This is a genomic window from Aminobacter sp. BE322, assembly GCF_050433525.1.
Taxonomy (GTDB): domain Bacteria; phylum Pseudomonadota; class Alphaproteobacteria; order Rhizobiales; family Rhizobiaceae; genus Aminobacter.
Map to the genome: position 1 here is coordinate 45441 of NZ_JBNPXB010000010.1, position 24066 is coordinate 69506.

25 protein-coding genes and 2 pseudogenes are annotated in these 24066 nt (G+C 65.4%); 7 read left to right on the forward strand and 20 right to left on the reverse strand.

Features of this window, described 5'->3' with window-relative positions; all coding sequences use genetic code 11:
• Position 1: 1 nt before the first annotated feature.
• The 13 genes and pseudogenes from ccmE to J2X50_RS15330 form a co-directional block, all read right to left on the reverse strand.
• Positions 2–442: a cytochrome c maturation protein CcmE gene (gene ccmE / locus J2X50_RS15270; RefSeq protein WP_429096250.1), complete on the reverse strand. Its 441-nt coding sequence runs from the start codon at positions 440–442 to the stop codon at positions 2–4.
• A gap of 2 nt (positions 443–444) precedes the next feature.
• Positions 445–1578, reverse strand: coding sequence for a c-type cytochrome biogenesis protein CcmI (gene ccmI, locus J2X50_RS15275; RefSeq protein WP_429096251.1), 1134 nt, complete (start codon positions 1576–1578; stop codon positions 445–447).
• A 100-nt stretch (positions 1579–1678) separates the two neighbouring features.
• Entirely contained in the window at positions 1679–2119 is a 441-nt protein-coding gene (locus tag J2X50_RS15280; protein WP_429096252.1) for a hypothetical protein, read from the reverse strand.
• Positions 2120–2218: 99 nt separating this feature from the next.
• Positions 2219–3574, reverse strand: coding sequence for an ATP-binding protein (locus J2X50_RS15285; protein ID WP_429096254.1), 1356 nt, complete (start codon positions 3572–3574; stop codon positions 2219–2221).
• A 67-nt stretch (positions 3575–3641) separates the two neighbouring features.
• Positions 3642–4307, reverse strand: coding sequence for a response regulator transcription factor (locus tag J2X50_RS15290; protein ID WP_340035624.1), 666 nt, complete (start codon positions 4305–4307; stop codon positions 3642–3644).
• A 66-nt stretch (positions 4308–4373) separates the two neighbouring features.
• Positions 4374–4670, reverse strand: a complete 297-nt coding sequence (locus J2X50_RS15295) for a hypothetical protein (protein WP_347964817.1) — start codon at positions 4668–4670, stop codon at positions 4374–4376.
• Positions 4671–4744: 74 nt separating this feature from the next.
• Positions 4745–4960 (reverse strand): hypothetical protein, encoded by a 216-nt coding sequence (locus J2X50_RS15300; RefSeq protein ID WP_429096256.1) that lies wholly within the window; start codon positions 4958–4960, stop codon positions 4745–4747.
• A gap of 26 nt (positions 4961–4986) precedes the next feature.
• A pseudogene (locus tag J2X50_RS15305) lies at positions 4987–8881 on the reverse strand (baseplate multidomain protein megatron).
• A 27-nt stretch (positions 8882–8908) separates the two neighbouring features.
• A pseudogene (locus J2X50_RS15310) lies at positions 8909–9007 on the reverse strand (peptidase P60); the annotation flags it as partial.
• Entirely contained in the window at positions 8974–9267 is a 294-nt protein-coding gene (locus J2X50_RS15315) for a head-tail connector protein (RefSeq protein ID WP_429096258.1), read from the reverse strand. The gene J2X50_RS15315 and the pseudogene J2X50_RS15310, both read right to left, overlap by 34 nt.
• Positions 9268–9372: 105 nt before the next feature.
• On the reverse strand, positions 9373–10578 hold the full coding sequence (locus tag J2X50_RS15320) for a phage major capsid protein (RefSeq protein ID WP_429096443.1): 1206 nt from the start codon (positions 10576–10578) through the stop codon (positions 9373–9375).
• A 261-nt stretch (positions 10579–10839) separates the two neighbouring features.
• The gene (locus J2X50_RS15325) at positions 10840–12018 is read right to left on the reverse strand and encodes a DNA-packaging protein (protein ID WP_429096445.1); all 1179 of its coding nucleotides are present in this window, start codon (positions 12016–12018) and stop codon (positions 10840–10842) included.
• Positions 11984–12427 carry a hypothetical protein gene (locus J2X50_RS15330; protein WP_429096259.1) on the reverse strand — a complete coding sequence of 148 codons (444 nt, stop codon included), beginning with the start codon at positions 12425–12427 and terminating at the stop codon, positions 11984–11986. Before J2X50_RS15330 ends, J2X50_RS15325 begins: the two co-directional genes overlap by 35 nt.
• A gap of 292 nt (positions 12428–12719) precedes the next feature.
• Between J2X50_RS15330 and J2X50_RS15335 the strand changes: the two genes are divergently transcribed.
• From J2X50_RS15335 to J2X50_RS15345, 3 genes are all read left to right on the forward strand, one after another.
• The gene (locus J2X50_RS15335; protein WP_429096260.1) at positions 12720–14876 is read left to right on the forward strand and encodes a transglycosylase domain-containing protein; all 2157 of its coding nucleotides are present in this window, start codon (positions 12720–12722) and stop codon (positions 14874–14876) included.
• Positions 14877–14981: 105 nt separating this feature from the next.
• Positions 14982–15566, forward strand: a complete 585-nt coding sequence (locus tag J2X50_RS15340) for a DUF1214 domain-containing protein (RefSeq protein ID WP_429096262.1) — start codon at positions 14982–14984, stop codon at positions 15564–15566.
• A complete protein-coding gene (locus tag J2X50_RS15345) occupies positions 15559–16101 on the forward strand; it encodes a DUF1254 domain-containing protein (RefSeq protein WP_429096263.1) in 543 nt (180 codons plus the stop codon). Before J2X50_RS15340 ends, J2X50_RS15345 begins: the two co-directional genes overlap by 8 nt.
• 28 nt (positions 16102–16129) lie before the next feature.
• Here the strand turns inward: J2X50_RS15345 and J2X50_RS15350 are convergent, their stop codons facing one another.
• Positions 16130–16324: a hypothetical protein gene (locus tag J2X50_RS15350; RefSeq protein ID WP_429096264.1), complete on the reverse strand. Its 195-nt coding sequence runs from the start codon at positions 16322–16324 to the stop codon at positions 16130–16132.
• A gap of 192 nt (positions 16325–16516) precedes the next feature.
• Between J2X50_RS15350 and J2X50_RS15355 the strand changes: the two genes are divergently transcribed.
• Entirely contained in the window at positions 16517–17506 is a 990-nt protein-coding gene (locus tag J2X50_RS15355) for a DUF2336 domain-containing protein (RefSeq protein ID WP_429096265.1), read from the forward strand.
• Here J2X50_RS15355 and J2X50_RS15360 read toward each other — a convergent pair.
• From J2X50_RS15360 to J2X50_RS15370, 3 genes are all read right to left on the reverse strand, one after another.
• Positions 17493–17837, reverse strand: a complete 345-nt coding sequence (locus J2X50_RS15360; RefSeq protein ID WP_429096267.1) for a DUF1491 family protein — start codon at positions 17835–17837, stop codon at positions 17493–17495. The two genes, J2X50_RS15355 and J2X50_RS15360, sit on opposite strands and share 14 nt — an antisense overlap.
• Before the next feature lie 74 nt (positions 17838–17911).
• Entirely contained in the window at positions 17912–18703 is a 792-nt protein-coding gene (locus J2X50_RS15365) for a peptidoglycan-binding domain-containing protein (protein WP_429096268.1), read from the reverse strand.
• Positions 18678–20456, reverse strand: a complete 1779-nt coding sequence (locus J2X50_RS15370; RefSeq protein WP_429096270.1) for a sensor histidine kinase — start codon at positions 20454–20456, stop codon at positions 18678–18680. The genes J2X50_RS15365 and J2X50_RS15370 overlap by 26 nt, the downstream gene beginning before the upstream one ends.
• Positions 20457–20923: 467 nt before the next feature.
• On the opposite strand from J2X50_RS15370, the gene J2X50_RS15375 reads away from it, so the two are divergent.
• Positions 20924–21280 carry a DUF5330 domain-containing protein gene (locus tag J2X50_RS15375; RefSeq protein WP_429096271.1) on the forward strand — a complete coding sequence of 119 codons (357 nt, stop codon included), beginning with the start codon at positions 20924–20926 and terminating at the stop codon, positions 21278–21280.
• 89 nt (positions 21281–21369) lie between these two features.
• Positions 21370–21795, forward strand: a complete 426-nt coding sequence (locus tag J2X50_RS15380; protein WP_429096446.1) for a SufE family protein — start codon at positions 21370–21372, stop codon at positions 21793–21795.
• Position 21796: 1 nt separating this feature from the next.
• Here J2X50_RS15380 and J2X50_RS15385 read toward each other — a convergent pair whose 3' ends face one another.
• Positions 21797–22606, reverse strand: coding sequence for a DUF6456 domain-containing protein (locus tag J2X50_RS15385; RefSeq protein WP_429096273.1), 810 nt, complete (start codon positions 22604–22606; stop codon positions 21797–21799).
• A gap of 2 nt (positions 22607–22608) precedes the next feature.
• Positions 22609–23013 carry a helix-turn-helix domain-containing protein gene (locus J2X50_RS15390; protein WP_429096274.1) on the reverse strand — a complete coding sequence of 135 codons (405 nt, stop codon included), beginning with the start codon at positions 23011–23013 and terminating at the stop codon, positions 22609–22611.
• A gap of 228 nt (positions 23014–23241) precedes the next feature.
• On the opposite strand from J2X50_RS15390, the gene J2X50_RS15395 reads away from it, so the two are divergent.
• On the forward strand, positions 23242–23598 hold the full coding sequence (locus J2X50_RS15395) for a cytoplasmic protein (RefSeq protein WP_429096275.1): 357 nt from the start codon (positions 23242–23244) through the stop codon (positions 23596–23598).
• Between the two features lie 18 nt (positions 23599–23616).
• Here the strand turns inward: J2X50_RS15395 and J2X50_RS15400 are convergent, their stop codons facing one another.
• Complete coding sequence (locus J2X50_RS15400) at positions 23617–24042, reverse strand: MucR family transcriptional regulator (protein WP_429096277.1); 426 nt, start codon at positions 24040–24042, stop codon at positions 23617–23619.
• Between the last annotated feature and the right edge of the window lie 24 nt (positions 24043–24066).

Below are 24066 nucleotides of genomic sequence, written 5' to 3' on the forward strand. Positions count from 1 at the left end.
CCTATTGTTTGGTTTCCTGCCAGACGCCCTTTTCCTTCAGGCTGTCGGCGACTTCCTTGGGCATGTAGTTCTCGTCATGCTTGGCCAGCACGCTGTCGGCGATGAAGACGCCGTCGGGCCCGAAGCTGCCCTCGGTGATGACGCCCTGCCCTTCGCGGAAAAGGTCCGGCAGGATGCCAGTGTAGCGTACCTTGACCGTGCTGTCGGTGTCGGTGACGCCGAATGCCACCTCGACGCCGGTGCCGCGCACGATCGAGCCGTTCTCGACCAGGCCGCCGAGGCGGATGCGCTGACCCGGCTGGAGGTTTGCCGCCTGGAGATCGGCGGGCATGTAGAAGTAGGAGGCCTTCTGGCCCAGCCCATAGAAGGTGAGAGCCGTGGCGGCGCCGAGAAAGGCGAGCGCCCCGGCGATGACAGACAAACGCTTCTGCTTGCGCGTCATGATTACTCCGCCACCTTCAGGCCGAGCGTCCCGGCCAATTCCGAGAGCTTCCGGCCACCGTCGCTGTCGCGGCCGAGCGCCGCATAGCCCCGGTCGAACGCGTCCTGCGCAAGGTCCTTCTTGCCCAGCACCGAGTACGAACGGACCAGACGCAGCCATCCTTCCGGATCGGCCGGGTTCTGGCGCAGCTTTTCGTCGAGCCCGGCGACCATGCTCTCGATCATGGCCGTGCGGTCGCCCGACGACATGGAGGCGGCGGCCTCGATATCGGCATCGGTCGGGCCGGGCTGGCCGGCGCCGGCACTCGGGGCGGCGGGGCCCCCGGCCCGCGCGGCGGCCTGTTCGGCAGCCTCGCGCCAGGGCGAGTCGGCAGGAAGGTCGACAACCATCTGCCGCCACATGGCGGCAGCCTCGGCAAGCTTGCCCTCCTGGGCCAGCGACAGGCCGAGGAAATAGTGTGCCTTGGCGTTGGCCGGTTCGAGCTGGACCGCCGCGTCGAAGGCGGCACGCGCGTCGGCAGTGACTATGCCGCCGGCAGCCGCCGTCATCGCCTCGCCGAGACCGGACTGGCGCGTCGCGGTCGTCCCCAGGAGCTTGATGGCGTTGCCGTAGGCCACGACCGCGTCATTGACGCGGCCGATCCGCATATAGACGGGAGCCAGCACGTCCCATCCCCTGCCATCCGACGGATTGGCGACGAGATGGGCCTCGGCACGGGCGATCAGGTCACTTACCGAACTGTTGGCCGGATTTTCGGCCATGCGGGCACTGAGGGGCTGATCGGGGATATCGGGGGAACCCGACAGCGTGTAGGCCCCCCAACTGACCAGCGGTACGGCCAGCACGGCGATGCCGCCGACGATCTTCGCGGCCGTCAATGACCCACTCGAGGTCTTAGGCTGGTTGCCGGTGCCGAGCCGCAGGATGCGGCGTGCGATCTCGGCCCGCGCATGTTCGGCATCGGTCGCTGCAATGACGCCGCGTGACGCGTCCTTGTCGATCTCGGCCAACTGGTCACGATAGACCTCGAGGTCATGGCTGCGGTCGACCTCCTGCTCCGCTCGCCGCGCAAGCGGCAGCAGAACGGCAAGACTTGCAACCAAGGTAAGTGAAGCGGCTACGACCCAGAACAGCATGGCGAATAAATAGCCAGCGGCAACAGAACTGCCAACATGGCCGCCCTGCGGCTTATTGACGATTCACTTGCCGCAGCCGGCGGCTGCGGCGCAGCGCAGCTCAGCTCAGCGGCGTCCAGCTGCCGTCGGGGTTGCGGCAGGCGGTACCGCGGGCGACGAGCGGCGTGCCACCGGTGAAGACGGTCTGCGAATACTGCCTGCAATCCTGGGAACCGACCCTGTAGGGCTGGGCCGCGACGACTTCGCCGGACTGGCTTTCACCCTTCCAGGCGACGGCCTGCCCGCCCTGGCCGTATTCGAGCGCCCGGTACTCGGCCTCGAGCGCCTTGCGCCGGTCGCCGCTGCTCAAGCCGCCGCCGATCGAGCCGCCGATGAGCCCGCCATCCATGGCATCGATGATGCGGGCGGCCACCTTGCGGTTGGGGCCGGCGGCATCCGCCCCTCCAACGGAGGGAATGATGCCATCGCCGCTCCCCAGCCCGCTGGTCGCACAGCCGGATATGGCAAAAAGCCCGGCGATCATCGCCAACCGAAGTCTCATATCTATCAACGGTCCCGAATTTCTCGTCCACTTACAAGGAGTTGGCGTCGCGTTAGTGCGCATCTTTGGCCGAAATGGGGCCGATTCGGCCAGTCGAATCTACTGCACTCCGCCCAGTTCCACGACTGCTTTCAGCCCGCCCAGGGATGATCGCTCCAATAACAGCCTGCCGCCATATTCCTTGACCAGATCCGCCACGATGGCCAGCCCCAGGCCGGTGCCCGGCTTGGTCTCGTCCAGGCGACTGCCGCGCTTCAGCGCCTCGCGGGCCTTGTCTTCGGGTATTCCTGGCCCGTCGTCCTCGATCAGGATCGCAAAGCGCGGCGGCTCCTCGCCGATGGACGGCAAGGTTTCGACCGAGACCCTGACTTCCCCGCGGGCCCATTTCATGGCGTTTTCGAGCAGGTTGCCGACGATTTCCTCGAGGTCCTCGCGTTCGCCGGCGAACATCACCTCGCCTGCCGGCAAGGCAAGCGAGATGGAGGTGCCCCGCGAGAGCTTGTCCATGACCCTGACCATGCGCTGCAGAAGCGGCGCTACCGGCGTGCGATAGACGACGCTCTCGCGCTGCGCTGCGACACGGGCACGCTGCAGATAGTGATCGATCTGCTTCTGCATCGCCGCGGCGTGGTCGGAGATGAGCTGCCCCTTCGGCCCGCCCATCGCCCGCCCCTCGTTCAGCATCACCGCCAGCGGCGTCTTCAGCGAATGTGCCAGATTGCCGACCTGGGTGCGGGACCGCTCGACGATCCTTCGATTGTTCTCGATGAGGGCATTGGTTTCGTTGGCGAGCGGCTGGATCTCCGCCGGAAAACGCCCGGTCAACCGTTGCGCGGTGCCTTCGCGCACCATGGCGAGCGCGTTGCGCACGCGGCCAAGCGGCTGCAGGCCAAGAAGGATGGCGATGGCATTGATGGCGATCATGCCGAAGCCGAACAGCGAAAGGTAGGAGAACAGCCGCCATTCGAAGCCGCGGATCTCGTCCTCGAGCTCGGTGCGGTTGCCCATGACGCGAAACCTGGCGATGCGGTTCTGCGAATCCAGCACGAACTCGCTCTCGAACACTTCGAGTTCCTCGCCGGCAATGCCTTCCGCCTGATAGTGCCGCTGGAAATCGCTGTCGAACGGCACTTCTTCGGCGCTCGGCGACGGCACCGCCTCGGTCATCGACGACGACCGCAACTGTCCCACCAGCCCCTTCGAAACCGGCTCCACCGACCAGTACCAACCGGATACCGGTTCCGAAAAGCGCAGGTCCCCGAGATCCGGGCCGCCGGTCAGCGTGCCGCTGTCCGAGACGCCGACCGACCCGATGAGGTTGAACAGATGTGCCGACAGCAGGCTGTCGAAGCCGCGCTCGCTGGTCTGCCGATAAAGCGACCCGATGACGGTGAAGATCAGGGCGAAGGCCAGGATCGCCCATACGGTCGAGAAGGCGATGACGCGAAAAGCCAACGACCGCGGGCCGAGGCTCAGCGCGTATCGCTTCAAGCGGGACAGACGTTTGCTGAGCTTTTCCGCCTCAGGCCTCCGGTTCGCGCATGCGGTACCCCATACCGCGGACCGTTTCGATCATGTCGATGCCCATCTTCTTGCGAAGGCGGCCGACGAACACCTCGATCGTGTTGGAATCCCGGTCGAAGTCCTGGTCGTAGAGGTGCTCGACCAGTTCGGTCCGCGAGACCACCTCGCCCATATGATGCATCAGATAGGCGAGAAGCCGGAATTCGTGCGACGTCAGCTTCAGCGGCACGCCGTTGACGTCCGCTTTCGACGACTTGGTGTCGAGCCGGAGCGGCCCGCAGGCGAGTTCCGAGGAAGCATGGCCGGCGGCGCGCCGGATCAGCGCCCTCACGCGCGCCAGCACTTCCTCGATGTGGAACGGCTTGGTGACGTAATCGTCGGCACCGGCATCGATCCCGGCGACCTTGTCGCTCCACCGGTCGCGCGCCGTCAGCATGAGCACGGGCATCTTGCGCCCTTCCCGGCGCCAGCGCTCCACCACGCTGATGCCGTCCATCTGCGGCAGGCCGATATCGAGCACGACCGCGTCATAGGGCTCGGTATCGCCGAGAAAATGCCCTTCCTCGCCATCGAAGGCCTTGTCGACGACGTAGCCGGCGTCGGTCAATGCCTCCGAAATCTGGCGATTGAGATCTTTGTCATCCTCGACGACGAGTATTCGCATGCGGTTTCGCGACCAGTGATACTTGGGAAGAGATATAGGCCGATTCCGACCCAGGGGAAATCAGCGCTATTCGGCGGGGACCACCACCTCGACCCGACGCGGTCGCTGTCCGTCCTTGCCCGGAACCAGAACGACGATCACGCAGACGGACCGGCCGCCCTTGTTGGACTCCGACGCCCTCGCCAGGGTGCCGCCATACTGGTCGGCCACCTGCTGCCCGATCGAATAGCAGTCCGCCTGGGCCACGACGTATTGTCCGTCGGTCGCGCCGCGCAGCGGTTCCGCGGCGACGGAGCTGGCCAGAAGGCCCGCCACCAGGGGCGTGGCCACCGCAAGCCGGAATATGGAGCGAGACGTTGTCATGTCGGGACTTCTAATACAGCAGTGCTGAACGCCGAATGAACAATGAGTTCACGCAAATGTCGGCAATTGCAACCCTAGCGGTTCCGGCCGATCCGATCCTTCGCGCTCAACCTGCCCAGTATCGCCACGAGCCCCGAAATCGCGGTGACCGCCTGCAGCAGCGTGTCGGTCAGCGCGGCATCGTTGACCCCGCCGACAGGCAGGCCGACAATGCCGGCGAGGCCCACGAGCAGCGTCACCACGGAGGCCCAGATGGTACGCGACAGGTACCAGGGTTTGACATCGGCCATGGCAGGATCCCTTCAAAGGTTTGGGTTCAGGCAAGCGCAAGCCGCCGCGTGGCGGGCAAGCCCCAGCCTGCGGCGACACTGAATTGGCGAACGGCGACGTCGAGCGCGGTCGGAGGCGTGCCGAAATCCGCGACGATCTCAGCGGCGGCATAGGTCCAGCCCGGACCGGAAACGTTCGTCGAGCGGACGATGGAGCCGTCCACGGAAGCCACGTCGATGCGGTATTCCTCCCGCTCCTCGCCGAGCGGGATTTCCCCTGCATCCCAGCTGTCAGCGTCCATCCTGCCGCGCCTGACCCAGGCGACGGCGAGGTCGCCGCCTGCCGTCCGCTTCGCCCGAACATGGACGGGCGACAGGGGCAAGAGTGCCCGCCGCCCGCCGATCTCGCTGTGAGCCGAATAGTTGCCGCCGGCGAAGTCTGCCCCCAGAGGGCCCACGCGCCAGTTGAGCCGAAGCCCGGCCTCGGCCGGCAGCAGGCCGGCCGCGACGACGGCTTCGTCGATGACAACGAAGGCTGCACCGGCTGCTGCACCGGCAGCGTTCGCATCGCCGGTGCCGAGTTGGCCGCGCAGCAGTCCAGCCAACCGCCACATGCCGGGCGCGGTCCGCCGCCGTCTCGAACTGGACGAGTTCCCACTCGCCGTTCGCGGACCGGATGGCGGCGAGATTGGCGCCATTGAGCAGTTGCGCGCGGCTTACGCTCGCAAGTTCGCCTTCATAGAGCTCGACCGTCATGCCGGCGGCCCGGTCGATCCTGCCCACCACGCCCGGCGGCATGGCCGTTCCCAACACGCCCATCTCGGCGCGACGAACCACCGATCCGCGCAGCACGAAGCCCGTGTCTTCGGGGGAAACGAGTAGTGCCTGGCTTCGCCACGGGGTCTGGATCGCGGCGACGCGGAACTGTTCATGCGGCGGCGCCGAGGAGCTTCCCATCATCGGCAGGTCGAGGAATACCGCGTGAGGCTGCCCGGCAACGGCGGACGGTGCCGGCTCGACCCCGGCGTAGGACGATCGCCACGCAGCCGGCACGGTGCGGTTGAGCTGGCGCGCCGCGACGCGCCTGACCAGCCCCTGTTCGATTTCGGTGACCAGGAATTCCGAATTGCTGCCGGATGCCGGCACCTTGACGATCGTGCCGGGCTCGACGTCGGCCCGAGGCTCGGCAACCGCGAAGTTCAGCTGCTCGCGCTCGCCCCATCGGCGTCGCATCCAGTCCTGGGCAAGCGCCCGCGCCTGCCCCGCTTCGAGCACCCCGGGAAACGAAATGGTGTGCTGCCGGCTCCCGCTGGCGCCGAACTGCCGACTCCGAACTGCAGAGGCCTGATAATCGGTCACCGGATCGCGGAAACCCAGCACTAGCTCGGCCGGGATCTCATGCGACGGAGCCCGTACGATCTCGGCAGCGTGTCTGTCCCCCTCGATCGCCAGTTCGTCCAGCACCACCACCTGATCGCTCGACGCCGTCGACCGCCTGAACACGAGGCGGTCGGCCTGCTGTATTGCGGACAAGCCGTAGAGATCGATGAGCGGCTCGAGGGCCGCCCGCGCCGACGTGGGATCGGCCAGGACGTAGCCCGCCAAGGTGTCGTCGACGCCATCCGCATCCGCTGCCGGCAGGCCATGGTCTGCCAGGATGGCGTTGACGAGATCGGCAACGGTCGGCCCGACCAGACGGCCGTTCAGCCAGTGTCCGCGATGCCAGGCCGAACCATCCGACCAGGCAGTCGCCTGCAGGGGAAAGGCTGGGTAGGGCCTCGCGTCCCACGCCCACACGTAAGAGCGGGACACGTCCACCATGCGGCCGCCATAGAGGGGGGACTGCGGATTGCGCTGGACATCGTCGACAACTGGTTCCCAATGCCTGGCATGAGCCTCCAGCAGGCGGCGCTGGGCGATATCCGACCTCCCACCGGCGGAAAAATACGGCACGCCGTTCTCGGAAGATTTGACGTCCGGGAACATGTTGGGCTGGTTCGGGCCCTTGTCGACGGCGGGACAGCCGATCTCGGTAAACCAGATCGGCTTGCTGCAGGGTACCCATGCAGTCGGGTCGGCAAGCTCGACGCCGCCACGCCGGTCGAAATGCCGCTTGCTCCACCAGCCCGAGAGATCCTTGTAGCGAAAGACCCAGGCCTTGCCGTAGGCCCCGTCGGTGATCGCCCTGCGCGACCGCTGCAGCCTGGCAGTGAAATCGGGATAGTACCAGTCGAAACCCTCGCCGCCTCCGATCGAGGCGCTCAGGCCGGCGGGATCGTAGGGCGAGGCAAATCCGTCCGGGTTGCCGCCGGCATAGTCGACGTCGCGCCAGTCCGACAACGGCATGTAGTTGTCGATGCCGACCGCGTCGATTGCCGGGTGGGCCCACAGCGGGTCGAGGTGAAAGTAGACGTCGCCGCTGCCGTCGCTCGGGTGATAGCCGAAATATTCGCTCCAGTCGGCGCCGTAGGTGATCTTGCAGCCGGGGCCGACAATGGTGCGGACATCCGCCGCCAACGTGCAAAGCTCCTCGACGAAAGGGAAGGCCTCCGAGCCGTCGCGCAGCGTCGTCAGGCCGCGCAACTCGCTCCCGAGCAGGAAAGCGTCGACACCGCCGGCGAGCACAGCCAAGTGGGCGTAGTGCAGAATGAAGCGCCGGTATCCCCAGTCGGTAGGGTTTCCCGAGAATTCGACGGTATGGGTACCGGGGTCGAAGTGGCCGACCGTCGCCTGTCCGCAGAAGGCATCCACCTGGCTGCGGGCGGCGGCGGTGCGGTCGGCAGAGCCGGGAAGCATCGGCGCAGGCATGCAGGTGATGCGCCCGCGCCACGGATAGGGCGGCTGGCTCGGCTGGCCATAGGGATCCGGCAAGGCGTTGCCCGCCGCAATGTCCATCATCACGAACGGGTAGAGCGTCACCTTCAGGCCGCGCGCCTTGATCTCGGCCATCGCCTCCAGGACGCTGCGATCGGACGGCGTGCCGCCATAGGCAGCTTCGCCGTCATGCTTCGAGACGACGAGGGCATCGGGTCGATCGATGCCTGCCGCGCTCCAGGCCACCGACAGGCCGGAGGGCGATGAGCTGGTGACCCCGGGCCTCAGGCGGCAGTGGCCGGCGCGCAGGTCGTCGCCGAACCAGGCCACGACAAGGGCGACGTGTTCGAGGTTGGGACAGAGCATCTGCAGCTCGTCCAGGGACGCGGCGATGTCGGTGCCGGCATAAATCACGTGCCGGTTGATCGCGTCGGTCTCGCCCGGCCTTTTCTTGCGGCTGACCAGCCTGGTCGAAAGGCCGTATTCGGTGGCGCCTGGGATCAGGGAAACCGCGCGGATGCGGCCGCACAATTCGCCGACCGGCCGCATCACCTCGAACTGCATCTGCGGAATGCGGTTACCGAACTCGCCGATATCGAGGTTCTCGACCACGACATAGGCGACGCCGCGATAGGCGGGCGTATTGGCGGCTCCCTGCTTGGCAGCGATCAGCGGATCGACGGTCTGGTCTTCGGTTCCGCGGTGGATACGCAGTTCGATCGTGTCGCGATCGATCTCGCGGCCGTCCGCCCATACCCGGCGAACGCCGGCGATCTCGCCCTCGCACAGGGCAAATGCTGCGTTCGCATAATAGGAATATTCCGTCAGCTTGGGACCGAGTTTGCCCTGTCGCCGGGTGCGGCGCGTCTCCTTGAAACGGGTCGCCCAGATCAGCGTCCCGCCGATGCGGGCGGTGCCGTAGACGCGCGGCAGCGAGTTGCCCTCTTCGGCGGTGAACGGTCGGGGGCCTGACATCCGCGGCCCCTCGATCCTCCGGGTGCCCTCGATGAGCGCCCGGTCGATGGCATAGCCCGCAAGGGCGCCGGCCGCGGTACCGATGGCGCTGCCGATCGGTCCGAGCATGCCGCCCAGGAATGCCCCGGCGGCCTGCAATAGGATGGTTGCCATCGGTGCTCCGAGGGAGAGTTGCAAAATCTAGTCAGGAAAGGCGAATGCGGCCGCCAGGCGCCGCCGCCACTGCGGCACCATCCGCGTCAGCGTCACACCGTGATCCTGGTAGGCGTGAACGAAGCGAAGGTCGTCACCGACAGGATCAGCCGCACGGGGTAGCGCGCAATCGTCACGGCGTCCCCAGGCGGCCATCCGTCGAGGACCAGGCGCCAGGCCTGGTCGATCAGCGCCAGGCCCGTCGTTCGTTCCACGTCCTCGCGCGCGGCGCGGATCAGCCCGCCGATCAGCGCATCCTCGCTGACATGGGCAATGCGCAAATGCGCCTTGGCCTCCAACAGCGTCACAGGCTCGACCGCCGGGGCGCTGGTCCTGATGAGGGTCATTCGTCACCCCTTGCGTCTGCTTTGAAAAGGAAGCGGCCCCGGTCGGTACGTGGCCGGGGCCGCCGCGGCACAATTGGCGAACGGGAGGGGGAAAGCCGTCCGCCCTTAGGCCGTGCCGTACTTCAGCAGCTTGATCGCGGAGAAATCCTGGACGCCGCCGCCCACCCGCTTGGTGGTGTAGAACAGGACATAGGGCTTGGCCGAATACGGATCGCGCAGCACGCGCACGCCGGTGCGGTCCACCACGAGATAGCCTCGCGAGAAATCGCCGAAGGCAATGGGCGTCGCGTTGGCGGCCGCATCCGGCATGTCCTCGGCCTCGACGAGCGGGAAGCCCATCAGCATGGCCCGCTGGCCGGGCGCCGCGGGCGGCTGCCACAGGTAGTTGCCGTCGCCGTCCTTGAGCTTGCGGATCGACGCCTGCGTCTTGCGGTTCATCACCCAGTTGGCGTTCTGCCGATAGCCGGCCTTGAGCGTGTAGACCGTATCGATCAGCACGTCGGAGGGGCTCGACGCCGGCAACGCACCGGAGACGCCGGTCACCACGTAGCCGATGTCGCCCCACGCCCAGCTGGCCTCCGCCACCTTGTTGTAGTCGAGGAATCCCTTGGGCCTGTTGACGCCATTGCCGTTGACGAAGGCCGTGCCCTCCTGTTCGGCGAACGCTGCCTCCACCTCTGAAGCGATCCACTGGTCGAGGTCGACGACGCTATCCTCCAGCAAGGAGGCGGTCGCCGCCGGCATCGCGTAGAGCTCCATCGTCGGGAACTGCAGCTCGGCGAGCGTCGGCGTGGCCGTCTGGGGCCGCGCCGCCGTCTCCGCCACCCAGCCGACGGCCGGACCGGAGACGGTGAACGGCTTCTTCAGCACCGCCGCCGAAACCTGCCTGACCGCGGCGATCGACCGGATCGGCGACAACGCCGACAGCCTGCGTCCGATCTCGGCTTCGGTTTCATCGGGCACCAGGTAGCCGCCGTCCTGACCCGAACCGTAGGACATCGCCTTGGAATCGAGCGCCCTCAGCTGCCGGTCGTCGCCGGCGCGCATGTAGAGGTCGAATGCCTCCTTGTGTTCGCTCGGCGCAGCCCGCCCGCCTTCGCGGCTCAGCGCCGGCCTGACGCGCTTGAGCGACAGGCCGTCGAGGGCACGCTTCTGCTCGTCGAGCGCGCGCGATATCCGGTCGACCTTCTCGCTGGTCACGACGTCCGCGCCCATCGCGGCACCCCATTCGCCACGCGGATCGCTTGGACGGCTTCGAGCGCGGAGAGGTCGAACATGCGCCTGAGCGCAGGCACGACAGGGCGCGGGCAGTTCTCACGGTTTTCCGCATACCAATGCCCCGCGCGCGTTGCGGCAGGGCTGGCGTTGTGGTAGCAGTTTTCCTTGAAAGCGCCGCTATGCTTTTCTGACCTATCGCCGCCGTTCAGGGGACCAGCCTGAGCGGCGGTTTCAGTTTCAGGGTCAGGCGGCTTCGTGCCGATTTTCGTTTTACAGTCAGGCCGTTTGTTCCGGCCACGTTCACGGTTTTCCGTGCCCTTACTGTAAACCGCAAGCTCTTGTTTTTCCTTACCTTTATGCCGCTCGGCTAAATTCGCACATCTCGTCTTCGAGCGCTTCGAAGCGTCCGGCGTGCAGCACCTTGCCCTGCTGGTAGAGCGCCGCGATCGGTTCGGCGCGCAGCCATTTTGCCCGCCTTGCCCTGACCGCCTTCACGGGCACGGCCGGGTCCACCATCCGGATCACCGCCGTGGCCATCTCGCCGCCCTGGTTCGTCTCGACGACGATGCAGTCGGCTGCCAACTGGTGAAAAAGTCCCACCGCGGCACCGGCCCATGCCTGGGGCTTGGCCGCGCGAACCGTCGCATCGGCAAGCACCACCGCCCTCCCCGCCTCGTCGAGGCCTGCGGCGACGATGCCGCAGGCATCGGAATTGCGGTGCGAACTCGCTGGCGGATCCACTGCAACGACGATCCGGCGAAGGGTTGGCGCCTCGCCGATCAGCACGCGCTCCAGCATCTCGCGAGACCACAAGGCATCCGGACGGTCCTCGATGAATTCTCCGTCCAGTTCCTGGCGCCCGAGAACCGTGCCGCCATAACGCGCGCGGATCGCGCTCAGAAATGTCGGCGCCAGATTGGCACTGTTCTCTTCGGATCGCATCCGCGTCACGTGCACCTGCGGATCGGCCAGCAGCCGCTTCAGCAAGGGCAGCGGACGCGGGGTCGTGGTGATGATCTGCCTCGGCCTCTCCCCCAGCCTGAGACCGAACTGCAGCATGTCGAAACAGGCATCCGGATATCTCCACTTCGCCAGTTCGTCACACCAGGCTGCCTGGAACTGGGGCCCGCGCAAGCTGTCGGGATCCTCGGAGGAGAAGATCTGCGCCACAGCTCCGCTTTTCCACACCAGACGCCGGCGGCTCGCTTCGAAGCGCGGCCTGTCGTGGCGCGAGATCGTCATGATCCCGGATGGACCCTCGATCATCACCTCCCTGACGTCCGCCAGCGTTTCTCCGACCAGGGCTATCGGCGAGTGCTGGGTGTTTGCGAAGGGCGGGAAGCCCCGCACCATGCAGTTCACCCACTCCGCGCCGAGGCGGGTCTTGCCGGCACCGCGCCCGCCGATCACCAGCCATGACGCCGGCTGCCGCTCGAGCAGATATTGTTCGATCCGGGCGAAATGCACCCACTCGCGGTCGACCAGCCAGCCTTCGTGCTCACTTATGTTTTTCTGCGACCAGCACCCGTGCATAGTCTCGAGCAAGTTGGATGATGCGCCGGTCGATCCTGGCGAGCACGTCGGCCGTTTCTGCATCGCGCTTGGTCTGGCTCACTTTCTCGCTTTCGGTTCCACGGCTGAGCTCTCCGATCTTCTCGACCGTCTTCAATATCGAGGAAACCAGGTCGACCTGTCCCTTGTCGAAGGCGCCTTCGTGCTCGAGCCGGAGGCTTTCCACCTGTGCCACCAGCGCGTCGGCCAGCCTCGCCAGCCTCTCGTCCAGACCAGTGGAAGTCGGGGCCGTCCAGCCCTCGCGGAGAATTTGCCTTTCGATCGTGGAGGCAGCCTTGCCGCTGGCCGCAGCCAGCAATTCGACACCTGCCGCAGCGCCTTCGTAGAGCGCCCGCAGCGCCCGTCCTCGTTCGACCGCATTCGCGCCCAACGCCAACCTCCAAGGTTCGATCAATTCGGAAATCGTCGGGCGAGCAGGACGCATTAGCTCCGGTCGCACTTCTTCGACGATAGCCAAACACTAGCAGACGACCGTAACGCAGTCAAGAATATATTCCTATAGCAGAGCATTTTTCCTCGCCAACGACGATGTTACCGGCCCCCCCTTGTCCCGCCACCGAAAATCGGGGACAAGACGCCCGAGGGGCGGGGGACGCGCGCCCTTAATTCGCCAGCAAGCGTATCTAGGTATAAGCTGTAGCAACGCGCCGGACCCATTTCGAATGGAAAGCCCACTCGAACCACGCAAGAGGAGAGGCCGACTGGCCGCTGGCCTGTTGGCCATCGACGCCTGGCTCGACTCGTCTCTCTACGAACTTCGTTTCCGCGCGCAGCAGTTCTGGGAGAACGCCACGGTCTTCTTCCGCCGCTTCCGGGTCAAGGGATGGCGGCGCGGCATCATCGAGCTGTTGAGCGAGGCTTTCACGCTCGGCGCCGGCGGCTCGGTCGTCATGCTGGCCTTGGCGATGCCGGCCTTCGAGGAGACGACGAGCGACTGGCGCAACCAGGACGACTTCGCCGTGACCTTCCTCGACCGCTACGGCAATGAAATCGGCCAGCGCGGCATCATCCAGCGCGATTCGGTGCCGGTCGACGAAATGCCCGACCATGTCATCAAGGCGGTGCTCGCCACCGAGGACCGGCGCTTCTTCGACCATTACGGCATCGACTTCCTGGGACTGTTCCGCGCGATGTCGGAGAACATGCGAGCCAATTCCGTGGTCCAGGGCGGCTCCAGCATCACCCAGCAGCTCGCCAAGAACCTGTTCCTCACCAACGAACGGACGGTCGAGCGCAAGGTCAAGGAGGCCTTCCTGTCGATCTGGCTGGAGATGAACCTCTCCAAGAAGGAGATCCTCCAGCTCTATCTGGACCGCGCCTATATGGGCGGCGGCACCTTCGGCATCGCGGCGGCGGCCGATTTCTACTTCGGCAAGCAGGTGAAGGACCTGAACCTCGCCGAGGCCGCCATGCTCGCCGGCCTGTTCAAGGCGCCCACCAAATACGCCCCGCACATCAACCTGCCGGCGGCGCGCGCGCGCGCCAACGTCGTGCTCACCAATCTCGTGCAATCCGGCTTCATGACCGAAGGCCAGGTTCTGTCGGCGCGGCTTCGCCCGGCCGACATCATCGACCGCGGCGAGCGCAAGAGCCCGGACTACTTCCTCGACTGGGCCTTCGAGGAGGTGCAGCGGATCGCCGCCAAATCCGGCATCCACTCGCTCGTCGCCCGCACCACGATCGACATGAACATCCAGAAGGCCGTCGAGGAATCGCTCGAGTACCACCTGCGCCAGTTCGGCAAGGAATACGGCGTCACCGAAGGCGCGGTCGTCGTCATCGAGACCAATGGCGCCGTCCGCGCCATCGTCGGCGGCCGCGACTACGGCGCCAGCCAGTTCAACCGAGCCACCCGGGCGCAGCGCCAGACCGGCTCCTCGTTCAAGCCCTATGTCTACGCGACGGCCATGGAAAACGGCTTCACCCCGGAATCGGTCATCTCCGATGCGCCGATCAGCTGGGGCGGTTGGTCGCCGAAGAACTACACGCGCGGCTACTCCGGCCGCATGACGCTCACCACCGCACTGGTGAAGTCGATCAACACCGTGCCGGTACGCCTGGCCAAGGAGCACCTGTCCATCCCGCCGATCAAGGCGATGGCCGAAGCCATGGGCGTCGAGTCGCCGGTCAGTTCGCACAAGACGATGGTGCTGGGCACCTCGGGCCTTACTGTTATGGATCAAGCCACCGGCTACAGCGTGCTTGCGCAAGGTGGCGTCGTCGGAACCCGGCACGGCATCAACCAGCTGGTCACCCACGCCGGCCAGGTCGTCTACGACTACAACAAGGATGCCCTGCCCCCCAAGCGCGTGCTGTCAGAGCAGGCCGTCGCGTCGATGAACTCGATCATGGTCCAGATTCCCGAAACCGGCACGGCCCGCAAGGCAGCGCTCCCTGGCATCCGCTCCGCCGGCAAGACCGGAACCACGCAGTCCTATCGCGATGCTTGGTACATCGGCTACACCGGCAACTACACGGCGGCCGTCTGGCTCGGCAACGACGACTTCACGCCGACCAACAAGATGACCGGCGGCTCGCTGCCGGCGATGGTCTGGCAGCGCTTCATGGCCTATGCGCACCAGAACATCGACCTGAAGCCCATTCCGGGCATCGAGAACCCCTTCGTCGATCCGGCGACCGTGGCCAAGGCCGACGAGGCTGCCAAGACCGGCGCTGAAGCCGCTGCGACCGACGCGGCGGACCGGCCTCCGGTGCTGTCGAGCACGACGACCCGCACGCTGCGCGAGATCACCACCTTCTTCCAGCAAGCTCCGGCGATCGAGCCTCCACCGGAGCCGAACACGCTCTCGGCCCTGTAGGCAACAAAGATCATTGAGCTTCAACGGAAGCATTCGCTTGCCCTCGACTTGCCATCCCTTCGGATGACGGGATATTCCTCCAGCAACTCCATCCTGCGACGGCTCATGCTGAAACAATCGGTACTGATAGCGCTTGCGTTGGCCCTGGCCGTCGGAGGCGGAGCCGCGAGCGTCGGGCTGGTGCTCGGCTCCGGAGAAGGCATTGGCGCTGTCTCGGTCGGCCCGTGGACGGCTTACCCAGACATCGGCACGCCCGAAGCCGATCCCTATTCGAAGGCGCGCGTCGCGCGCGACGGCATATTGGCGCTCGGCCGCGCCGAAGGGCTGAGCTTCGCGGCGGAACGCGATTCGGACGGCGTGCTGCTCAGGCGCGAATGCACCTACCGGATCGAAGGCAGCCTCCCCATCGCGAGGTTCTGGACGCTCTACGCCACCGACCAGTCCCAGGCGGTCCTCAAGTCCCCGACGCAGCGGAAGCCCTCGTTGAATTCCCTCGAAGTACTACGGCAGCCGGACAACTCGGTGTCCATCGAGGTCGGTGCACGGGCAACGCCCGGCAACTGGCTGGCTGTTTCAGGTTCCGGCGAGATGTCGCTGGTCGTGACCCTCTACGACACGCCAGTCGCCGCCAGCACCGGCCTTTCCGGCATCGAAATGCCCCGCATATACAGGGGGCAGTGCGATGCGTAAGCTCCTCCATGCCCTGGCCGTGGGGATAGTCGGCGCAGGCATTGCCCACATCGTCATCCTGCTCTTGGTGCCGAGCTTCTCGGAGCGGGATGCGTGGTCGCGCCTTGCCATGGTTGCGGGCCCCAACAAGGTCGTCCGCCTCGACGCCGACATCGGCGGCACGCCGGTGGTGAAGGCGCTGGACCCCTCCTTCTTCGAAGCCGCCTGCAGGTTCGATCTCTCCGAAGGCGTGGTACGCATCGACAACGCCGGCAAGGTGCCCTACTGGTCGGCCTCGGTATACGACCGCGGCGGTGAGAACATCTACAGCTTCAACGACCGCACCGCCACTGACGGCAGTCTCGACTTCGTGGTCGTCACGCCGGCTCAGATGATCGAGCTGCGCAAGGATTTGCCGCAGGAATTCGAGAAGTCGATCTTCGTGGAAACGCCGATCGACGAGGGCATCGTCGTCGTTCGTGCCTTCGTGCCGGACGAAAGCTGGAAGCCCACCGTGTCGCGCTTCCTCGACGGCATCAACTGCGAGATGCAGTGACCGCTCGACGCAGCCGAACGCGATGCCGTCAGTGCCGCGGCAGCGGCTCGTTGCGCCTCATGCCGTCGATACGTCCTGCGCCGTCGTCGACGCCTGGCTCGCTCGATTTCACACGCTCGTAGCGGACGCCTGGAAAGATGATGATGGCTGCTGGCTTTTCCGCGACACGCAGGGGTCTGCGGGCGGTCCGCTGGCGCGGTATGAACGATACAACGCTGCCCATGTCTGCGATTTCCCTCTCGGTTGCACCGGAGCAAGCACGCAACGCCTCCGCGTCGATAAGGCCACCAGACAGTTAACAGTACGCTAACAAATCGCCGCTAAGTTTATGTTCATATTCGGCATCTCGCGGGGGGCACGCAGGTTCGCTCCGCGGTTCTGGATAGTGTGCAAAGTTGTTCAGGCGTACGCGTTCGTGTCAGCATCGGACTTCAGGCAAATCGCCATCGGCCGCGAAACCGGAAAGCCCGAGAGGCTTTTTCGTGCAGCTGTTTCTGCCTTCTGTGCCCTGCCGCGCCCCTCGCGCCGCGAGGTCGCCCAGCTCGAAGACCTGACGCTGCCGCTCTTCGACAAGGTCTCCGTCGATGCTCGACGGTTCGTCTCCGCCGCGCTGTCCGAAAGCGAATATGCGCCAATGGGCCTGGTCAGACGTCTTTGCGACGAAGGCGTCGACGTCGCCGCTCCCTTGCTCGTGCGCTCGCCGCTCCTTTCCGACGTGGCGCTCATCGCGCTGATCGGACGGCATGGGCTGCCCCATGCCCGCGCGATCGCACGGCGCCCGGGCCTCAACCCGGCCATTGCCGATCTGATCCGCGTGCTCGAGCGCCCTCGCCTGGTCTATCCAGAAGTGATGGCGGACAGACCCGAGACGCCGGCGCCTGCCCCTCACGCCGACCATCCGGAGCACTCCGGTTCCGAAGGCACTCCCGCGACGGGAGAGCTTGCGGAAGCCGTCCGTCGGCGGCTTCGATCGATGATGGCGTCGAACACGGCCAGCGCGCCGGAGGAGCGTGCGCCGGCCTATGAACGGCTCAAGGTCACGGCGCTCACCGGCAACAGCGCCTTCTTCCAGACCGCACTTGCCGATGCGCTGGAGATCGACTTCCAGACGGCGCGATCGATCACCGAAAGGTCCGGATATTCCTCGCTCATCGACGCCTTGAAGGCGCTTGAACTGCAGGAAGAGCAGGCGTTCCTCCTTGCGGCAGCGACCTTCCCGGGTCATTTCGCCCATGCGGAAGGCGTCAGGCTGTTCCTGGAGCGCTACCGGCTGCTGCACCGCGACGTGGCCATGGACAGGGTCCGCGAGTGGAAGGCCGCCGCCGTCGGTGCGCGAATTCGTGAAAACGCCAATCGTGCCGGTTTCGGCGCATCGCCGAAGGACAGCCACCTCAGAGCTTCGTGAGGACAATCAGGTCCTGGACCGGCGAATTGCTTTCGATCTCGATGACCCAGATATCGGGGTCAAAGCGACGCTCGCGCTCAAGCCGGGCGTCGATCGACGAGGCATCTTCCGTGGTTTCGAGCAAGCTGAACTGGCGTTCGTCGGGTCGAGCCGAATCGTAGCTGGTCTGGGGAGCGGGTCCATAGAGCGTGGTGGTGCCGAAACGGTCGCGGGCGAGGACGAATACGGCTCCGGCCTCCGTCGCCCCCCGGCTCAGGATGGCCGCGAAGCCGCCTTCGCCAAACACCCTTCGCACCAGGGCAGATACCCAAAAGTCTGTTGTTACGCGCATCCCGCCGTTTCGCTCTCCAGGCCGCCACGGCCTCTATAGCCTCCTGCACCTCCCGCGCACAGGCCGGGAACCAGCTATTCGGTCAGCCCGATCTCGCGCATCTTCCGGTAGACTTGCTGATCGGGCTCGCCGGTCTCGGGCAGGCCGAAGAGCGCCTGGAATTCGCGAATCGCCGCCGTGGTCCGGCCGCCGATCACACCGTCGATCTCGATGCCGTCATTGCCGAAGGCTTTCAGCCCGACCTGTATCTTCCTGATGCGTTCCGTCGGCGACGCTTCGCTGGCCTGAGTAGCGCGAACCGCCGGTGACGGCTGAGACGGCCGTGGCTGCTGCGATGGCACGGCCTCTGAGCGCGGCGACGGTCTCGGCGTGATGCCTGCCGTCGTCTCGTCGGCGCCCAGTTGCTCGAGCAGGGCATGATCGATCGTCCCCGTGACCGGCAGCCCCACCTTTTGCTGATAGGCCTCGACGGCGCGGCGCGTGTTCGGGCCGTTGAGCCCGTCGACCGTACCTTGGTAGAAATCGAGATCCCTCAGGATGCTCTGCACCTGTTCGACCTCGGGATCGCCCTTCGGCGGCCGCTGCGCTTCCTCGGGCCGTTCGATCGTGATGGTCGTCTCGGGCAAGGCCGGATCCGCCTCCGGAAACGCTGCCGCATCTCTGGTCGAGAAGAACGCCCCCGTGTGGGCGTAGGGCTGGTACCAGAGCGCGTTCGCCGACACGTAGAACAGCGCCACCAGGAACGCCGTCGAGCCCCCCACCAAGACGGGGTTGCGCGCGATCAACCCGCCGAGCGCCAGCGCGCCATCCTGCAAAACGCTGCGGTCTTCGACTTGACGCCTAGCCTGCCTTGCGGAGCGAGCCATTGCGCATCTCCTTGATCCTGCCTGTGGGCAAGCGCATCAGTTCGCCCATGGCCGGCTCGGTGTGGAATGAGGGGCCGTCGACAGGCAGGCTGATGGTTACCTTCGTTCCTTCCTCGGGAGCGCTTTCGATCGACATTGTGCCGTCGTGCAGCGCGACCAGCCCCTTCACCAGGGACAGGCCCAGTCCGGTTCCCTCGAAGCGACGTGTATAGTCGTTCTGGATCTGCATGAAGGGCGTGCCGAGGCGGGAAAGATGCTCCTCGGCTATTCCGATACCGGTGTCAGAGACCCAGAAGTGCAAGCGGGAACCCAGGCGCTTGGCGCCGATCTCCACCCTGCCGCCATCGGGCGTGAACTTGACGGCGTTCGAAACCAGGTTGATCAGCATCTGCTGCACGGCCCGTCGGTCGGCGGTGACCTCTCCGGCGCCGGCGGCAACGTCGATCGAAACAGTCAGGGCTTTCGCCTCGGCCTGGAGCGCCATCATCGATGCGCACATGTCGACGGCCTCGCGGAACTTGAACGGCTCCGGGTTGATCGCATAGCAGCCGGACTCGATCTTGGACACGTCGAGGATCGAGTTCACCACGTCGAGCAGATGCTGCCCGGAATCGCGCACGATGCCGACATATTCCTTCTGGCGCGGCTCCTTGAACGAACCGAACATCTCGTGCAGCAGCATGTCGGAGAATCCGATGATCGCATTCAGCGGCGTGCGCAGTTCATGACTTACCGCCGCCAGGAAGTTGGATTTCGCCAGCTCGGCGCTCCTTGCGGTGTCGTCCGCCCTGGCAAGGTTTTCGCGCAGGTCGGCGACCATGTCGTTCGCCCGCACGATAGCCACGATTGACGCACCCTCGCCCTTCATCATCTCCAGCGCGAATGGCTGGAAATTGTCGCCGGCGTCCTCCGCGGCCTGGCGCGGCAGGCGAAGGCGCAATTCCACCGCGCGGAAGTCCGCACCGCCCCGCATGTCGGCCAATGCGCAGAGATAGCCAACGCGGTCGCCAACGTGGATGCGGTCGAAGAAGCAGGTCCCCAGCAGCAGTTCCGGCTGCAGCCGCAGCAGGCTACGCGACTGATCGGAGACCTCGACGATGTCGCCATTGTGAGCGATGCGGAGAACGACCGCCCTGACGATGCTTTCCAGCCCGGTTGCCGGGGCGGCATCGCTCGTACCTGCAGCATGGCCAACAAAAAGCGGGGCGCGCGCGGCGAGCGTCGCCAGCCATGCGATCGAGAGCAGCCAGTGCCAGCCGGAAGCCGACGCGCCATAGGCAAAGGGGGCGGAAGAGAGGAAGCCCGTCAGCAAAGCTGCAGCAAGGGCGGCAAGCGCTCCGAGGGTCGCCGCCCTGCCCGTCCGCCACACCCATGCCGCTTCCACCGGCAATGCCGCCAGAAGCAGAGCCGCCGGCGAGGTCAGGCCGCCAGCAGCCGCAACGATGGTCGCAACCGCCAGCGACGCGGCGACCAGGGCAGCCGTGGCGACAGGCGCCACCCGGCCGGTCGCGGCGATCGAAAGTGCCGCGAGCCAACTCAGGCTGAACACGGCGAAGATGACGGCGATCGTCGCCGCCGCGCCGAGATTGGCGGAAACCAGCACGACGCCTGAACCGGCGACGAGGAACGGTGCGGACAGCAGCATGCCCACCAGCCGGCGCTGCCGGGGACGCTCGGCATTCGAGGCTGCGGGATGGACCAGACGGTCGCAGCCGCCGGCCAGCGCGCCGGAAAACTCACCGTATCTGGTCATGACAAAACTCAACGCTACGCACTCTTCCGTGGCTCGCTTCGCGGCTCTTCTGTAGTTGGCAACCAAACTCGCACCGAGCCTTTAATGAAGCGATAAAACCGGGGGATCACACCGCGTACCCGCGGCAAATATCGGACCGACAGCGCCCACTTTCGAGGACAGTTCGCGTCATGGTAAACGGAGGGTTAGCCGGCCCATTCGCCCGGCTGAATCACCTTTCGCGGGTTAGGATTTCCAGCCGCCCAAGTTTCGCAATTTAAATCAAATACTTACGAATCTGGCGCATGACTCGCGCGGCAACGGGGCGTCTCGGCGCTCCGGAACAATGAAAATTCGGTGAAAAAGCATCGCAAAATGCCGCCTTTTGCTGCAAGCGCTCCTTTCCTGGTCCGTGCCATTGTCGCGGCAACGCAGACACGTGGCCGGAGCGGTTTCGCCCCGGCCCTCAATTTCGCAAGGGGCATGCCATGGGCTTTCTGATACGGGCCGCCTTCTGGTTCTCGCTGGTGCTGCTCTTCCTGCCCTTGAGCACCGGTCCGGACGGGGAAAGCCAGGTTAGCCCCCTGCAGGCGCTGTTTGCGGCACGCGAGGCGGTCGGCGACATCGCCGGCATTTGCGAACGCAAGCCGGAGGTTTGCGAAACCGGCAAGGCGGCTATGCAGACCATAGGGGTCAGAGCTCGCGAAAGCGCCCGGATCGCCTACGAACTGCTGGACGAGCAGTTCGGCAAGCCCGACACCGCCACGCAGACGGGAAGCGTCGAGCCCGCGCCGGAAGCCGACAAGCACCCGCAGCCAGCGCCTGAACCAGCACCCGCCAATTGACGTGACCTTGCCGCCCGGTCCTTCCAGGGCGGCATGTGCAGCCATCTTTTTTCGTGACGGTCGAAGGCGCGGCCACTATATCCAGCGATATGACGACCACGATCGACACGATCCGCGACGACTTTGCCTTCCTGGACGAATGGGAAGATCGCTACCGCTATGTCATAGAACTCGGCGAGGCGCTTCCGCCCTTCCCGGACAGCGCGCGGATCGACACCAACAAGGTCCAGGGCTGCGTCAGCCAGGTCTGGCTCGTGACCCACCGCGGCGACGGGGCCGACCCGGTCATCCGTTTCCAGGGCGATTCCGACGCCCATATCGTGCGCGGGCTGGTCGCCATCATGCTCGCCCTGTTCTCGGATCGCCAGGCAAGCGAGATACTGAGCACCGACGCCGAGGCGACGCTGCGAACGCTCGGCCTCGACGAGCACCTGTCGCCGCAGCGGGCCAACGGCCTGCGGTCGATGGTCAAGCGCATCAAGCGCGATGCCGAGTCGGCGCTGCAGCCTGCGTGACCTATCCTTGCTCCAGCTTGGGACGGTAATCCGCCGTCCCCCAGTGCAGAACCTTGCCTCGTCGCCCATTGGCCGAGCCGGGATTGTAGTGGCGGGCAAGGGCGCCGAGCGCCATCTTGAGCATGATCTTGGCCGAACGCACCGGCCAGCCGCGCTCGACTTCCACGCGCTCCAAGCCTTTCAGAAAACAGCAGACGTCGATCAAGACGCCGGCTAGTTCCGGACCCACGGCGTCAATGGCCATGTCGACGCGCTGGCGCGCCGCGAGCGCCGCGTCGGTGAGTTCGCTCAGCCCGCCGCCACCCGTGCCGCGGCGGCCGGAGGCCACGCTCGCTTCCCAGTTGGCACCCAGCCTCGGCATGATCTGCCCGCGCGTGTAGTCCGAGCGCAGGCGCTCGCCCGCAGCGAATTCGCCCCCTGTCAGGAAGGGGTCGCCAGTCTTGTTCCGGCGGCGGACGAGCTGGCCCAAAGGCGACTCCGACAGATTTACCAAGGCAGCCTGGGCGCCGGCCGCGGTGTCGACAAGGGCAACCTCAAGATCGCCGTGCTGGGACCTGAACGGGTCGGTCTCGCCGGTCTGCCGCCGCGCGGCGGACAACCCCTCCGCGGTCAAGCCGACGACCGCTCCATGTCGGCGCAAGAGGCCTTCGCGGGCAAGATCGGCCAATTGTTCCGAAACGACGGCGATGCGGTCGCCCGTCTCGTTTTCGAGCAGGATCTTGTCGCCGCTGGCCGCCGGCATGCAGCTGGCCCTCCCCTTCGCGAGCAGCTTCAGGATGCGCGCACGCGCCTTTGCAGCTTCCCCGGCCATGATCAGCGTCCCAGCCTGTCTCGGAAGGCGGCAATCGCCACCCGCTCCGCCAATGAGACGATACGGTCGAAATCTGGGTCGTCGCGCAGGTCTTCTACCAGATGGCACGCGTACAGAACCGTCGTCCTGTCACGTCCGAAGCCTCGGCCGACGTCGCGCATGCTAAAACGGAAGACGACATGCGCGACATACATCGCGATCTGCCTCAACCGGCTGATGTCGTTTCCGGTCCGGCCCAGGCGACGCAGTTCCCTGCTGGGAACCCCGAACAGTGCCGCCATCAGGTCGATCATGGCATCGCACTGCTCGATGACTTCGTCGTTGCGCCTGTCGGCTGCAAGTTCCAGCCCCGTCCGTTCCAGCTGCGCGGCAACCTCGCGCGCCTCGATCTGCCTTTTCGCCAGCACTGTCGACGTAGCTCCCACCAAACCCGCCCCTCCGAAGATAGGAATAAGTTCTTATACCCATCGTCGAGCTGGGTGTGAACAAAAAAAGAACGGATTTTCTTGCCGGGAGCTGCCAACCCTATGGAAAAACTCATGCATTTCTAATCGAACAACAAAATTGGCGTTCAATTTCTCCTCACCCGCCGGGGCGGACGCATCATTCGTCGAACGTCAACGAGGCAGGTGAAGATGAGGGATTTCCGAAACGAGATTGCGGCATTCAGGCAGGACAAGCTGGCGGAACTGGCCGATGCCAGGCAGAGGGCGGCCCTGCAGATCTGCTGCGGAATCGAACTCGCCGATGCGCTGTCCGGGGGACTCGCTTCCACCCATTCGCTGCTGAGGCGCCTCGAGCGGGCGATCGAACGCGAAAGGCTGAAAGGCGTCAACCGCCATTGGAGCTATGACTTGAACCGTCACATAGCGCTCAAGCAGGTGCGCGACCGGCTGAAAGGCATTTCGCCTGCCGAGCCTGCCAGGCTCACCTTTCGGCCGCGGCGCAGGCGCCGGAAAAGCAAAGCGGCACCCGAAGGTGCCGCTCATTGATCAGGGGGTGGTGGGGGTTCACTTACCCTTGCGCTTGCGGCCCAGGCCCATCTTCTTGGCGAGCTGGGAGCGGGCGGCGGCGTAGTTGGGCGCCACCATCGGATAGCTGGCGTCGAGGCCCCACTTCTCGCGGTACTGGTCCGGCGTCATGTTGTAGTGGGTCATCAGGTGCCGCTTGAGCGACTTGAACTTCTTTCCGTCTTCAAGGCACACGATGTAGTCGTCATGCACCGACCGCTTCGGATTCACGGCCGGCTTCTGCTTGTCTGCAGGGGGCGCTTCGGTAGCATTGCCGACGCGTCCAAGTGCTGCATGCACATCGGCGATCAGTCCCGGAAGCTCTCCGACCGGAACCGGATTGTTGCTGACATAGGCCGCCACCACGTCGGCAGTCAGCTCGATCAGCGTATCGTTGTTTGCAGTAGGCGTTTCGGAAGTATCCATATTCTTCAGGCCCCAATGTGACTG

Coding starts and splice junctions, on each gene's coding strand:
- J2X50_RS15295 (WP_347964817.1), bottom strand. CDS start 4,670: ATGACAACGTCTCGCTCCATATTCCGGCTTGCGGTGGCCACGCCCCTG.
- J2X50_RS15380 (WP_429096446.1), top strand. CDS start 21,370: ATGACGACCACGATCGACACGATCCGCGACGACTTTGCCTTCCTGGAC.
- J2X50_RS15340 (WP_429096262.1), top strand. CDS start 14,982: ATGCTGAAACAATCGGTACTGATAGCGCTTGCGTTGGCCCTGGCCGTC.
- J2X50_RS15335 (WP_429096260.1), top strand. CDS start 12,720: ATGGAAAGCCCACTCGAACCACGCAAGAGGAGAGGCCGACTGGCCGCT.
- J2X50_RS15400 (WP_429096277.1), bottom strand. CDS start 24,042: ATGGATACTTCCGAAACGCCTACTGCAAACAACGATACGCTGATCGAG.
- J2X50_RS15365 (WP_429096268.1), bottom strand. CDS start 18,703: ATGGCTCGCTCCGCAAGGCAGGCTAGGCGTCAAGTCGAAGACCGCAGC.
- J2X50_RS15290 (WP_340035624.1), bottom strand. CDS start 4,307: ATGCGAATACTCGTCGTCGAGGATGACAAAGATCTCAATCGCCAGATT.
- J2X50_RS15375 (WP_429096271.1), top strand. CDS start 20,924: ATGGGCTTTCTGATACGGGCCGCCTTCTGGTTCTCGCTGGTGCTGCTC.
- J2X50_RS15395 (WP_429096275.1), top strand. CDS start 23,242: ATGAGGGATTTCCGAAACGAGATTGCGGCATTCAGGCAGGACAAGCTG.
- ccmI (WP_429096251.1), bottom strand. CDS start 1,578: ATGCTGTTCTGGGTCGTAGCCGCTTCACTTACCTTGGTTGCAAGTCTT.
- J2X50_RS15360 (WP_429096267.1), bottom strand. CDS start 17,837: ATGCGCGTAACAACAGACTTTTGGGTATCTGCCCTGGTGCGAAGGGTG.
- J2X50_RS15300 (WP_429096256.1), bottom strand. CDS start 4,960: ATGGCCGATGTCAAACCCTGGTACCTGTCGCGTACCATCTGGGCCTCC.
- J2X50_RS15350 (WP_429096264.1), bottom strand. CDS start 16,324: ATGGGCAGCGTTGTATCGTTCATACCGCGCCAGCGGACCGCCCGCAGA.
- J2X50_RS15370 (WP_429096270.1), bottom strand. CDS start 20,456: ATGACCAGATACGGTGAGTTTTCCGGCGCGCTGGCCGGCGGCTGCGAC.
- J2X50_RS15385 (WP_429096273.1), bottom strand. CDS start 22,606: ATGGCCGGGGAAGCTGCAAAGGCGCGTGCGCGCATCCTGAAGCTGCTC.
- J2X50_RS15280 (WP_429096252.1), bottom strand. CDS start 2,119: ATGAGACTTCGGTTGGCGATGATCGCCGGGCTTTTTGCCATATCCGGC.
- J2X50_RS15315 (WP_429096258.1), bottom strand. CDS start 9,267: ATGACCCTCATCAGGACCAGCGCCCCGGCGGTCGAGCCTGTGACGCTG.
- J2X50_RS15345 (WP_429096263.1), top strand. CDS start 15,559: ATGCGTAAGCTCCTCCATGCCCTGGCCGTGGGGATAGTCGGCGCAGGC.
- ccmE (WP_429096250.1), bottom strand. CDS start 442: ATGACGCGCAAGCAGAAGCGTTTGTCTGTCATCGCCGGGGCGCTCGCC.
- J2X50_RS15325 (WP_429096445.1), bottom strand. CDS start 12,018: ATGCACGGGTGCTGGTCGCAGAAAAACATAAGTGAGCACGAAGGCTGG.